The following is a 12,760-nucleotide window of genomic DNA, read 5'->3' as shown; positions in this document are numbered from 1 at the left end:
AAAAATAATGTGATATTCTAATTTTAAAAGTTAAATACTCATTTCCACCGGGACTTAGTTTTCCTAAAATAAAAACAGTGCACCGCCGATTCCGAGTATACATAAGCAATACTTAAAATACGAAAGAATGCGAGGAAATGCGGGAATCATAGTTCAAAAACCGTCGTTGCCAAGTATGCGATAAAACGAAAACTAACAAATCTTAAACGCTCTCCACTAAGCAGCCTCAGAATAAAAATAAACATGGTGCAAACCGCCCAAAACTTTTCGTTTGATAACTTTGGAGAGGGAACAATAACAAGAAGAGCAGAGTTCAATTCAGATTATAACATAGTTTAAGTGGTTAGATGCCAGATTCCGGGCTTTACCTACAACAATGCCTCCTACTCCCCTTTCTCCTACATACTTGGGATCAATGTAACGTCTTAACTTCCTAAAATCAAGATTACAGAAATCAGACTACTTGATAAGCGAAATGAGGAATAACAAAACCCAACTCCACTGTGACATATAAAAAAGTTTTTATATTCCGATACTTTAAATCAATCTTCCAGAGAAAAGAAGATACAAATTAAGTATTTTTTATCCTTAAACAAAGAATAAAATCAAGATTACGTTGATTTTAATCCATACTTAAATTATATGAATAATACGTTATATATATTAACAGCACATTCCGAATGAAAACTGGACCAAAAGGTCCATAATAGCAAATCGGCACCGAAATTACCAAGGATACAAAGAAAAAGATTACATTATAAAAATTTAAATTAAATTGGAGTAAATTTTGTAGTTTTTATATCTTTCAATAAACAAATTTCACAGGATGCAAACTTTATTCAGATCGGATCTTTTTTTGGCATACTTAGATTGTTGCTTAAGCAAATCGAAATCAACGGATTTGACGTGAAAGATCCCAGAAGGAGCAAGGAGATAACGGCCCGTTCTGTTGGGGCACTCTTCGTTGTAAACCGGGAGCCACTCGGACAACTTTTGAACCATATTTTATATATTATAAATATATAAAATATTAATGAACTGATATTTTATAATATTGTAAATTTCTTCGATAGGACTATTTGAAAAAAGAGTTTTGGTATTTGGAAACGACCTCCTCCACCAAAGAAGCACAAACACCGCCGTCAACTTCGCAAGCAGCCTTAAACCCCAAAATTATCTTAGAGAAATTATCAATCAAAGCGTAAATATAAAATTTGACGTTATCTTTAGTAACAAACTGAGTGATATCACAATGCCAAACTTCGCTCGGCCGCGAGACGATTTAAAGCCCTCCTTTCTCAATTTTTTGAATTTGTTTGCAAAGAGTTCGAGGGAGGGGCCTAGAGCATTTGTAAAAAAAGATAAACTATAATGGAGAATATCATTTTTTCTAGCATAACTCCAGATTGAGGAAAGAGGTCAGAACAAAGTGACTTTTTCCATAAGAAGACTTTTGAGAATAAGAACTTCTTCTTTTGAAATCTGACCAACAGAACGTCTGTAACAAAGATTTTCCAAAGAGCTTTTATATTTAAAACGAACTTAAAATTGACAATTGTGAGAAATGGATTTGGAAATATGAAATTCCCTTAATGTTTTTTCGAATCCTAGGTCGCCTTTAACTCTTTGAATGGTACGAACGATTTTCTCTTTAACCTAAATAGAGTTTTTCATTTTTTTCGAGAGAGATTTGAAGAAGGCATCGTTTGACTCTACTCTAACGCAGGAAATAATCGTTTGAATAAAAACCGAGGACAGAATAGAAGTTACACCTCCGAAAGAGTTCTAGAAATAATAATAAGATTGAAGAGAGGCAATAGTCGTTGTTAATGGAAAAGTGAAACCAATGAAATAAGAAAAAACCTTCAGACTTCTCTTTTTTCTTAACAAGTGTGTGATTTAAGACGAATTTTCGATCATCGAAGAGTTGATAACGTTTCTAAGAAACTGCCTTCCATTTTTTTCTTTCAAACAGCAAAAACAGGTCCGGACTGGCTGTGCGAAACAACTCGAAGATAACTATTCCACTTTAATCCTAAGACCATTTCACCTAATAAATATTATATGATTTCAATAATTACTCAATGCAAAAACGAAGTGATTCCATATCTTGGATTTTTGCAAGATACGACGCCAATACTTTGGACGTTGCAAAGACAGAAACTATAAGATAACACGCTTCAATAAAAGTTAGGTATCGATATCATTTCGGATTTCTTGATAGTTGATCAGAGGCAAGAAGAGGAAATAGAGTTTGTTTATTAATATTCTATTTCAAAGGCCAATAATGTTAAGTAAAATTCACTTTGTACCACCTCGGAATATAAATTAGATACGGATATTTAAACTTTGTATTCTACGAATTAAACTTCGCAGAATCACGGTTAATAATTATAAAAAAGGTTAATATGAAAGAAAAAATAATGAAAATTGCCATCTGGGCCATTACGATAATAATCGTACCATCCTGTAAAGTTACTGTTCGCGATTTGCAGGATGTTAATAGTTCTAAAACTTCTCAACTTGTTTCTCAAGTGGCGGTAAAACTTGAAAATCCTGAGGAATTAAAAAAACATCTTTTGGGAACTTGGGTTTTCGAGCTTACTCTAAACAAAGAGAAAGTCATCAGCACGGATTCTTTTGGCGGACTCGAACCGGAAAAGGAGTACGTTGCAAACGTACCTTCCGGTTCCTACGATTTAAAAGTAAATCTGCTTGGAGATTACGTTCGTCCATTTCGTGGAAGAGTTTGGCCGACGCTTGAAAAAGGAGATTATTTTAGGAAAAAAGAATTTATACGCCAGGTTGATTTGCAACCGAACAAAAAGTATATCGTAATTATTAAAAAGACAAGTGAAATAGAAACAGATATGTTATATACAATTCTAGCTTTCTGGCATATATTCTTTTATCCAGTCGGATATTGGCCGATTCAAGGAATGGTAGTTGAATTGGATATAAAAGAAGCTTCGGAACGGAATCCACACCAAAGGTAAAATCGGGTCCAGTCCTTGAAGCACAAAAGAATTTTCCGGCGAAAGGGTAACGGAATGCCGAGTTTGGAAATACAATTAAACATTTGTAAATTAGAAAAACAGCAAGCTCGGTATGAAGGAAACTCAATATCTCACTCCCTACGGGTCGTTCGATAGGGGAAGGCTTCCCCTGCCCTGTCCCTATCTATTAACATCTAAACAACGAATAGGTAGCTTGGAAAACGATTCGTTTAAATAGAAACTCGATTTGCTTCTTTTAGTTTTGCAAGATTACCTTCCAGAAAAAAAAGAGTATCAAGATGATAATCTTTCGTGAGTTTAAGTCGGACTTGTTTGCTCTCTTCCGGGAGTCTTCTACAGGAAAGTTCAAGCAAGATTCCCGCCAAAAGTCTGGAACAAGTAAAAACGACCTCTTCCGCGTATATGTCCTTATTTTCTTTTTTTGAAAAATTTTTGTAAAGGAATACCAGCTCTTGAAATTCGCGAAATAATTTATGAGTAAGAGAAAAATCCGATCGGTTTACAAGCTCGGAAACGTATTCTCCAAACGAATGAGTCAAACCGGAGGTAATTCCACCGATACACGCGTTGATTTGAATTTGTGAGGTTCCGTCATAAATCGTAGTGATCCTTGCGTCACGATAGATTCTAGAGATATCATAGTCTTCGGTGTAACCAGAACCCCCGTGAATTTGAAGTGCGTCGCTGACCACTTTCAAACAGGTTTCGGAACAATAGAATTTGCTGATCGGAGTAAGTATATCTGCGATCTTTTCCCAATAGTGCACGACGATGTCGTTTTTTGCTTCTCTTTCGGTAGCTCCTTGTTTTTTAAGACGAAACGTTCTCCAATAATAACGATCCATCACCCGGGAACCTTCCAGAGTCAGACATCGCATCGCATACATTTCCCTTTCGATTCGATCGATGATTTTTTTTACGGCAGGAATTTCTATCAAAGGTTTTCCGAATTGAATTCTTTCCTTTGTATATTTTAGAGCTTCATAATATGCTGCAGTTGCAAGTCCGGTGGATTGTTGTGCGATTCCCATTCTCGCTCCATTCAACATTCCCATCGTATATTTAACGAGTCCGAGACCTTCTTCACCGATCAAGAGCCCGGGAGAATTTTCAAAGACTACTTCACAAGTAGGAGAACAATGAAGTCCTAGTTTACGTTCAATTCCCGCAATTTGAACATTTTTGCTTTGAACGAGGAAAAGCGAAAGTCCCCTTGCACCAGAACCTATTTTTCCCGAACGTGCCAGGGTCAATAAAATCGCAGGGATGTCGCCGAACCCGCAACCGTGTGTAATGAACCGTTTAGTTCCATTCAGCACCCAATTTCCATTCTTATCTTTCGTGGCTTTGGTTCTAAGATTAGAAAGATCAGAACCGTGATCAGGCTCGGTGAGTCCCATCGCACAGACGAATTTTCCAGCGGCAAGTTTTGGAATCCATTCCTCTTTCATTTCCCGAGTCGCATGGTGTTCCAAAATTTCAGCGAGATTCACACATCCAATGGCAATGGCGAGTGATGTATCAACTCTGTAGAAAATTTCGGAAATAAAAGATTTCACAGTCCAAGGTATACCAAGTCCACCGTATTTTCTCGAAAACCCGTAAGCTTGAACTCCGGCTTCTATAACTTTGGAAACCAGTTCGAGCATCTTCGGCGGAAATTCGACTTTACCCTCCTTAAATTTCAATCCTTCCCTATCGAGTTTCGCTACATGCGGAGAAAGAATATTTCCGGCTAAATCTCCCACTGTATTCAAAAGAGTTTTATAATATTCTTTTGTTTCGGATGGATTTGCCGGTCCTCCGTCAGAAGGGTCTGGGAATTCGTTTTCGTAATCGAGTATAATTTCAGTCCAGGGAAGAATGTGCTCAAAATGATTCTGGATATCTTGGTTATCCGAAAAGTAGTTGTTTTGAATCATAGAGTCTCCTGAGGCTTATACAGTATAAAAGATCGGAAAGGCCAAGAAAAGGAAAATTGTAATAACTACTGCATTTTTAGCGTAACAAAAGGATCGTTTGCGGTTTTCGAATCGTTTTGTAGGAACTCCCACCCCTCAACCGGGTTCGTGTTCGGTATTTCGATAATATAGGTCAAAATCGGGTGGATTACGTCGCAAAATCTTAGAATCGTTTCTCAAAATCGATTTGAAATTAGTCTTTCTTTTTAGCTGGATTTTTAAAGACATCGGGTGCAAAATTTTAATTCTTTCTGTACCTGAATGAAATAGTCTCTTATTTCAATTTCAGAACAGGCTCTTGCATTTTAGGATCGATTTCTTAAAATTCAATCATGATACAAAAGCGAAATCTTACAAAGTTCAAATGTCTCCGAAAGAGAAATCGGATCGACGGAAGTTCGTTTTTAAAGCGCAAAAACGCCACGTTGATTTATTTTTTATGGGCAACTCTTCATGTTGCACCGTTATATTCTCAAGAAAAAAATTCGGATTCTTTTACACAACCGGAAACAAAAACGCAAATTTCGGAACAAACACAGCCCCGATTCGCAGAGGAAGTCCCTAAAAAAGAAACCGAGGAACAGGAAAGAAACAAATACCTGCCCAGCTTCGGTTTTTTTATAGATTCGTATTATGCACACAATCCGTATCGTTCCAATTCAAGGGACAATCGATATCTCACCCAACCGGCGCGTTGGGACGAAGGTAATATCAATCTCGCTTATATAGACGGGAAAGTCGAAACGAATCAATATCGTGGCAGGGTTGCTTTCCAATTTGGAAATTCCGTAAACGCGAATTACAAAAATGAAGTCAGTTCGGAAAAAAATTCTAACGAACTTTCCGTAAAAAATATTCAAGAAGCGTATGCCGGAATCAAACTCGCAAAAAATCTCTGGCTCGACGGAGGAGTCTACTTCGGAAATATAGGACTCGAAAATTGGATTTCTCAGAATAATTGGAACTATTCAAGAGCACTCGCTCTGGATTACGTGCCTTATTATTCGAGCGGCTTCAGACTTTCTTATCAATATTCCGATAAATTATCCTTTCAACTCCATTTGATGAACGGTTGGTCCAATATCACCGAAACGAATCGGGATAAAGCGATCGGAACTCAAATCGATTATAAAGCTACGGATAAGTTCAAGATCACACACAACACCTTTGTCGGAAACGAGGCCCCGGACAATCAATATAGACAAACAAGATATTATAACAATATAATACTACAATATCATTTCACAAAATATCTCATCGTGGCAGGGTCGGGCGACGTCGGAATCCAAAGGGTATTCGATCCGGGAGTTCGAGCTTATAGGCAATGGTATCACGGAACGTTTTGGATGACTCTAAGGCCGGTCGAGAAATTTAGGACTTCTTTGCGTTTAGAAAGAATGTTTGATCCGGAACAGACTATCATTCGAACGGGTACGAAAAACGGATTTTTAACTTCGGGTGCCACAATCACTTTCGATTATATTCCGAACGAAAACACAATGATTCGGCTGGAAGGACGTTATTTTCGTTCCTACGATGCGGTTTTTGATCGTGATCGATCCAAATCCAAAGAAGAAAAGTTCATCGTTTTTGCGATTTCCCTAAAAATCTAAACTTTGATTTCAAATTTCGGTTGCACAGAAGTAAAATAACGAAGGAAAATCTCGCGAAGATTCTCACATCAAACGGAATTTGTGGTTAAGTATGGAACAGGCAACATTAGGTGGCGGTTGTTTTTGGTGTCTCGAAGCTGTGTATCAAATGGTAGAAGGAATAGAATCTGTCGTGTCCGGATATGCCGCCGGACAGACGAAAAATCCGGATTACCGCTCCGTATGTTCGGGAACAACGGGACACGCAGAAACGGTTCAAATCACTTTCGATTCGAAGGTTATCAGTTATTTTGAAATTCTCGAAATTTTCTGGATCTCTCACGATCCTACAACATTAAACCGACAAGGAAACGACGTAGGAACACAATATCGATCCATCATTCTCTACCATTCTCCCGAACAGAAAAAACAAGCGGAACAATCCATACAAAAAGCCGGAGAACATTTTTCGGATCCGATCGTAACCCAGGTGGAAGCACTAAAAGAATTTTATCCTGCGGAAGATTATCATCAAAATTATTTCAGAACCAATCCCAAACAGGCTTATTGTCATTATGTAATCAAACCGAAAATCGATAAATATCTCAAAACGGGTTTCAAAGTTAAAAAAGAAGGTTCCTAGATCGTCTAAGAATTCTACTTGCCCCTCTCCGAATCGGAGGATAGTTTGATTTTCTAATGAACGCTACTATACGAAGGATTTTTCTAATTCTCCTCCTGGGAACGTTCCTTTCCCAATGTAAGACAAGTATACAACTTCAAGGTGAAATTCATCACCCCAAAACCGAAGACGGTTGGGATCTAACGTTGGAACATTTTCCACCGGCACCCGGTTCCCCTTCCAAAAAATATCCGGTTATACTATGTCACGGATTCATAACCAATAGAACCTATATGAAAATCAATGAGAAAAGCTCCCTCGTAGGAAGACTGCAAAAAGAAGGTTATGACGTTTGGCTGTTGGATTTAAGAGGGAGAAGGGATGCAGGTTATCCTTCTTTGTTTTTCGGAGACAAAACTTTCTCCTACAGCATGGACGACTATATTCGGTACGACGCAGACACAGCCATTAAACATGTGTTGAATTCCACAGGAAAAGATAAGGTCAATTGGATCGGCCATAGTCTGGGTGGTGCGATCATCTATTCTAGAATAGGGAGTTTTGGCGAAAAAAGAATCGTAAATTTTGTTGCGATCGGTTCTTCTACAATTCTCGATTCTCCAAGTTTCGCACTTAAAAGCTGGGATATTCTCGCTCCGTTGATGAATCTTTTACCAGTCGTTCCCGCCGAAACCTGGATCGGAATCGAAGGAGCGACTGGAATTTCGTTTTTATCCCAAGAATTTTTCGAAGAACTTTTTTGGCACGAACCTAACGTAGATTCTACGATTCTTTCGGGAGTAAAAACGACTTCGATCAATCCGGGGACAAAAAAGGAAGTCCTTCAGTTTCAAGATTTTGTAGAAAATGGAGAACTCCGAAGTTTGGATCGTAAAATTTCCTATTCAAAAGGACTTAAGAATATTAAAATTCCTACTTTGTTGATTGCGGGAAGAAGAGACAAAATCGGAACGGCCTATTCTCTTCGTTATGCCTATGATACAATCTCCTCCGAAGATAAAACCCTTTTTATCGTATCCAGAGCAAACAATCATTCCGAAGATTATGGTCACATGGATTTGATCGTCGGAAAGAATGCAGATAAGGATGTCTTCATTCCTCTCGTAGTTTGGTTGAATAAAAGAAACTAATTTCTATTTTGGACTTAAAAATGAAACCTACGAACATGAAATTGGCTGTGATCGTATTTTTTGCGGCCGTATTTGTAAGCTGCACACGTTATGTTGTCATTACAGAACAGAAATTCACGTCACAAACCGCAAACATAGGACCGAATGTATTTTTAACCACCTTTTCCTATGAAAATTCCCCTTATCCTCCGGTCCTTCTCGTAGACCCGGTTTTTATCAACAAAAAGGTTTTGTACCTAGGAGATAAATCAGGATTAATCGGAGTTTTAAACGGAAACGGCTTTTCAGTTTGGCTGTTGCATTTCGAAGATTACAAATCTTTAAATCTCAAGGAAGCGGGGGAAAATCTCATTCCGGATGTTATCGCAAGAATTCAAAAAGTCACCGGTCAAAAGGAATATATTCTTGGCGGTGTTTCTTTGGGAGGACAAGCGATACTACATTCTTTCAAAGCCAAAAAGATACCGGATATTTCTAAAGCGTTTTTTCTCGGGACCGGAATGGACTATAAATACAACGATAGTTTTATCGAACAAATGAAGGCTGAAAAAAGATTCGGAACCGACTTAAGCGTTTCCTGCAAAAACAAGGATAGTTTCTGTAAACGTTTTATCTCTTTCGACGAAGACGATCCTACGATTCTATTTGTATATCAGAATCTTTTTAACTACTTGCCTACTTTGGAGGAAAACCCGAAGGCTTGGGAACCGTTTGAGTCTACGAATTTCCCTTCCCTATTTATCGGAGGAAGAATCGACAATGTATCTCCGACAGAAAGTATTCATCCGACTTATAAAAGAAAAAAAGGGAAAAAAGAGTATTGGGAAGTAGGAAGGGATAATGGGACATCGATCGACTACGATCATTTGGGACTTTTCGCCTACAAAGACGCTCCTTCCGACATTTATCAAAGAATAGCCGATTGGTTGAAAGAAAAAGAAATCGCTAAGACCACTTCCAGCCCAGCAGATCCATAACCTTCTTGATGTCCTCCCAGACATCCCGTTTGAGAGGGCTGTTCTCTCCGCCGTTGCGAATCACAAAACTGGGGTGATACGTAGGCATCACAGGAATTCCGAAAAAAGTTCCCCAGGTCCCTCTGAGTTTCGTAATTCCCTCTTTTGTATTTAAGATAAATCTTGTAGAGGGATTTCCAAGTGTTACGATCACTTTCGGTTGGATGATTTCAAGTTGCCTCAGAAGATACGGAGCACAGGCCCTGGTTTCCTCGTCTTCGGGAGGTCTATCCTTTTCGAATTTCATATCCACGGTCGGTCTACACTTCACAATGTTCGCGATGTAAACCGATTCTCTCGGAACTTTCATTCCCTTTTCTATGATTCTTGTAAGTAGTTCACCGGCTCTGCCCACGAAAGGACGGCCGGTAAGATCCTCTTGTTTACCGGGACCTTCTCCGATGAAAACCACTTCCGAATCCGGATTTCCCTCTCCAAAAACCGTTCGAGTGCGGGTCGTATGGAGTTTGCAGAGTTTACACGCGAACACCTCGGATTGAATGAGGTCGAGTCTTCTTAGTTTTTCTTCATTGCCCATGAAAATACGTTCCATCCAATTTGATAAAGAATTTCTACGAAGTCAATGGAAATGCTCATCCTATAGAAACGGGACTTTATATTCCACAATACGTATACGCGAATCTCCAAAGGCGATTCTCACGCTCATTCCGATCATATTAGAAAAACTGATTTTTTTACTGTGGTACAAATTTCAATATATATTTCGAGTCCTTTTCGATTTGAGGCTGTGTAAATCGAATTAGACGGTGTTCTCCGTTTAGAAACATTTGAATCTGATCACCATAAAAAGGAGAGCCCAGGTTTCCGGAATTTCCTGTCGGTAAAACTGACCAAGAATTTTCAGGATGTACAAGATCAATAATTCTTCGTTTGGAAGGCCCTACGCGAGGAGTCATTTTCGGATTGATTTCTTTCTGATTCATTAGATTGATTACGGCTTCCCCTGAAGCGACGGGAAACGGTCCTTGATTGAAAATCAAACCGAGAAGCGGAACTTTTCCTATCGGGTGTTCAAATGTGATTTTGTGAACCTTTTCCCATTTCCAAGAAGAGGGAGAACCGCCGAGTTCCTTGGACAAATAACGAACCGTTTGTGCAAAAGAACGAATAAGAATGTCTCTTCTTGTTTCTTGAAGATCCGGAGTGGAAAGATCGTCCCAAAAATCGGACTTCGGATTAGCAAGAATCGATTTATAAGAATTCCAACGTTCCGCAGTCTGACCGAAAACTTGAAGATTCGATTCTCCGAATTCGTCCATCCATAAATTCAACATTACGAATTGGTTGAGCGTATGAAAGATCGTGGCTCCGGACGAATCCAATGTATTTTCCCCGTCGAACTTTCGATAAACGTCCAGAGCTTCTCGGAATACTCCGGACCAATTTTTGTCCTCTTCCAGCTCCAAAGAGATCAAAGGAACGATGGTTCTTGCGGAAAAAGAATGAATGTCGGTCTGGATTTTTTTCATATCATCCACGGACCAATTTTTTTTCTGGGAAAGAAGTTCGTAGATCCTTCTTCCACGATCCGATTCCTGCCAATAACCTTCGGGTCTTCCATAACCTTTGAGTTCATAGGTAGGCAGATGATTTGCTGTGAGAATGATTCCTTCCGGCGGATTGATAAGTTTGGGATTTTGAGCGAATGGAAGATAACCGATTACGTCGTCTTCTCCGGAAGCCCCGTTTAAAATTTTACGAGTGTTGGTTTTATTCTTACGAATCGGAAATCTTCCAACACTCCACCAAGCTATGTTGCCGTTCGCATCCGCATAAGAGATGTTCAAACCGGGAGCAGGCAGCTTTGAAACAACTCCAGAACACTCTTGCAAAGAGGAGCAATGCCCTAGGGAATAAATTGTTTCCAAAACAGGAAGCGGAAGATGATGAAAGATCCAATACAGGGAGACGACCGGCCCCGTATATCCCGCTATCGGTTTGGAGAGAATCGGACCGTGAGAGGTTACTTGGATCGTAATTTCACGCGCTTCTTCTCCTTTGACGGGAATCAATTCCTTAAAAACTTGAACCGGAACCCAACTTCCTTTTTCTTTTACGAAATTCGGTTTTGTCGGATGTAGAACCTCCTCATAAAAATCCATGTCGTCGTTTTCCAACATAGTCAATGCCCAGGCTTTTTTTGCGTTATGCGCTATTATCGGAAAAGGAAAAATAGGAAGGTGATATCCATACGTTTCGTAATTTCCCGCCATCAAATGAACTTCATACCAAGTTCCGGGATTACCGTAAGCGATATGCGGATCGTTTGCTAAAATTGCACCGCCGGTCGTTGATCGAGAAGGACCGATCACCCAGGAGTTGCTTCCCAGAAACAAAGGAAGTTCCTCTAGAATCTGATTCGTTTTTTGGATTACGGAACCGAAGTCGGAAAGTTCGTTCGATTTTACGAATTTTGATTTTTTCGGTAAGAGGAAAAAATTTTTTCGAGTTTCGGTTAATCTTTTGGGAGAATAGGAAGGTTGATTCTCTCGGATCGAAAACGGATCTTCGGTGTCGTGCCTTGGAAATAGCTCGGCGATGTTTCGATTCGGAAGTTTACTTTCTAAAATGGTGTAAAGAGAATCACTCCGCAAAGCTTCCGCAAAAGAAAAAGATAATAAAGAAAGAGCACTCAGCACGTCGAGTCGATCGAATGGTTTAGGTTGATAACCCAGAATCGTAAACTCAATCGGCAGCGATTCCGTTTTTAAAAAGTAATTGATTCCTTCCAAAAAAGAATCCAATTCCTTCAAAATTTGAGGATTTCCTTTTACGGATTCCTGCAACATCTTTTCGGCAGTTCTCTTTAATAGTACTTGTCTTAAAAAAGTGTCGGTTGGAACCAATTCGGCGCCTAAAACTTCAGATAATTCTCCCCTGGCCGTTCTTCTCAGGATTTCCATCTGAAACAAACGATCGCTTGCGCTTACGTAACCTAACGCAAAATAGGCGGAGGAGGAATCTTCGGATCGAATATGGGGAACTCCGTAAGAATCTCGGACGACAGAAACGGGGTTCGTAAGTCCGGGTACCCTCAGCTCTCCCGACAAACGAGGAGCTTTCCAGAAAATCAAAAATAGAAAGACTATTTTTACAAAAACGACAAGGACAAAAAAAGTAACTAAGGATCGGCGGATCCAAGTGGGTATATGATTCCAAAAACTTGATATTGTATGGATGACCTTTTTCATAGTTTAACCGGTTTCTATAATTTTAAAAAGAAATTCTAATTTAAACGTTCTTACAATCTTGGATTTTTATATGTCCCAGCCCAAAAAAGCAATCATCATCTTGTTTTTTTGAATTTGTTTGTCTAATAAAACTTGCATTTTAGACAAGATGTAAAATTCGAAAACGTACAACTTCATCCCATTTTAACG

8 protein-coding genes and 1 pseudogene are annotated in these 12,760 nt (G+C 39.2%); 5 read left to right on the top strand and 4 right to left on the bottom strand.

What is annotated here, in order from left to right:
• Nucleotides 1-216: 216 nt before the first annotated feature.
• Nucleotides 217-285: pseudogene (locus tag CLV95_RS20230) on the bottom strand (integrase core domain-containing protein); the annotation flags it as partial.
• 2,123 nt (nucleotides 286-2,408) lie between these two features.
• Here CLV95_RS20230 and CLV95_RS08760 point away from each other — a divergent pair.
• Nucleotides 2,409-2,996, top strand: coding sequence for a hypothetical protein (locus CLV95_RS08760; RefSeq protein ID WP_016749255.1), 588 nt, complete (start codon nucleotides 2,409-2,411; stop codon nucleotides 2,994-2,996).
• A gap of 230 nt (nucleotides 2,997-3,226) precedes the next feature.
• On the opposite strand, the gene CLV95_RS08755 is transcribed toward CLV95_RS08760, so the two are convergent.
• On the bottom strand, nucleotides 3,227-4,939 hold the full coding sequence (locus tag CLV95_RS08755; RefSeq protein WP_002735025.1) for an acyl-CoA dehydrogenase family protein: 1,713 nt from the start codon (nucleotides 4,937-4,939) through the stop codon (nucleotides 3,227-3,229).
• 371 nt (nucleotides 4,940-5,310) lie between these two features.
• Here CLV95_RS08755 and CLV95_RS08750 point away from each other — a divergent pair, with 371 nt between their 5' ends.
• From CLV95_RS08750 to CLV95_RS08735, 4 genes are all read left to right on the top strand, one after another.
• Nucleotides 5,311-6,591, top strand: a complete 1,281-nt coding sequence (locus CLV95_RS08750) for a porin (protein WP_002734835.1) — start codon at nucleotides 5,311-5,313, stop codon at nucleotides 6,589-6,591.
• Between the two features lie 91 nt (nucleotides 6,592-6,682).
• Complete coding sequence (gene msrA / locus CLV95_RS08745; RefSeq protein WP_002721272.1) at nucleotides 6,683-7,213, top strand: peptide-methionine (S)-S-oxide reductase MsrA; 531 nt, start codon at nucleotides 6,683-6,685, stop codon at nucleotides 7,211-7,213.
• A gap of 56 nt (nucleotides 7,214-7,269) precedes the next feature.
• The gene (locus CLV95_RS08740) at nucleotides 7,270-8,343 is read left to right on the top strand and encodes an alpha/beta hydrolase (RefSeq protein WP_002734861.1); all 1,074 of its coding nucleotides are present in this window, start codon (nucleotides 7,270-7,272) and stop codon (nucleotides 8,341-8,343) included.
• Nucleotides 8,344-8,363: 20 nt separating this feature from the next.
• Nucleotides 8,364-9,320 carry a hypothetical protein gene (locus CLV95_RS08735; protein WP_016757649.1) on the top strand — a complete coding sequence of 319 codons (957 nt, stop codon included), beginning with the start codon at nucleotides 8,364-8,366 and terminating at the stop codon, nucleotides 9,318-9,320.
• Here the strand turns inward: CLV95_RS08735 and CLV95_RS08730 are convergent.
• Nucleotides 9,289-9,897 (bottom strand): uracil-DNA glycosylase, encoded by a 609-nt coding sequence (locus CLV95_RS08730; protein ID WP_002721260.1) that lies wholly within the window; start codon nucleotides 9,895-9,897, stop codon nucleotides 9,289-9,291. The genes CLV95_RS08735 and CLV95_RS08730 overlap by 32 nt on opposite strands.
• A gap of 157 nt (nucleotides 9,898-10,054) precedes the next feature.
• The gene (locus CLV95_RS08725; RefSeq protein WP_107694920.1) at nucleotides 10,055-12,571 is read right to left on the bottom strand and encodes a penicillin acylase family protein; all 2,517 of its coding nucleotides are present in this window, start codon (nucleotides 12,569-12,571) and stop codon (nucleotides 10,055-10,057) included.
• Nucleotides 12,572-12,760 lie beyond the last annotated feature (189 nt).

This window comes from Leptospira borgpetersenii serovar Javanica (assembly GCF_003046425.1).
Classification (GTDB): Bacteria; Spirochaetota; Leptospiria; order Leptospirales; family Leptospiraceae; genus Leptospira; species Leptospira borgpetersenii.
Note: the sequence above shows the minus strand (reverse complement) of the source record. Positions and strands in the feature narration are given on the sequence as shown.

What these genes read in the sequence shown, in the direction of transcription:
- CLV95_RS08755 (WP_002735025.1), bottom strand. Translation starts at nt 4,939, where the DNA reads ATGATTCAAAACAACTACTTTTCGGATAACCAAGATATCCAGAATCAT.
- msrA (WP_002721272.1), top strand. Translation starts at nt 6,683, where the DNA reads ATGGAACAGGCAACATTAGGTGGCGGTTGTTTTTGGTGTCTCGAAGCT.
- CLV95_RS08725 (WP_107694920.1), bottom strand. Translation starts at nt 12,571, where the DNA reads ATGAAAAAGGTCATCCATACAATATCAAGTTTTTGGAATCATATACCC.
- CLV95_RS08750 (WP_002734835.1), top strand. Translation starts at nt 5,311, where the DNA reads ATGATACAAAAGCGAAATCTTACAAAGTTCAAATGTCTCCGAAAGAGA.
- CLV95_RS08730 (WP_002721260.1), bottom strand. Translation starts at nt 9,897, where the DNA reads ATGGGCAATGAAGAAAAACTAAGAAGACTCGACCTCATTCAATCCGAG.
- CLV95_RS08760 (WP_016749255.1), top strand. Translation starts at nt 2,409, where the DNA reads ATGAAAGAAAAAATAATGAAAATTGCCATCTGGGCCATTACGATAATA.
- CLV95_RS08740 (WP_002734861.1), top strand. Translation starts at nt 7,270, where the DNA reads ATGAACGCTACTATACGAAGGATTTTTCTAATTCTCCTCCTGGGAACG.
- CLV95_RS08735 (WP_016757649.1), top strand. Translation starts at nt 8,364, where the DNA reads ATGAAACCTACGAACATGAAATTGGCTGTGATCGTATTTTTTGCGGCC.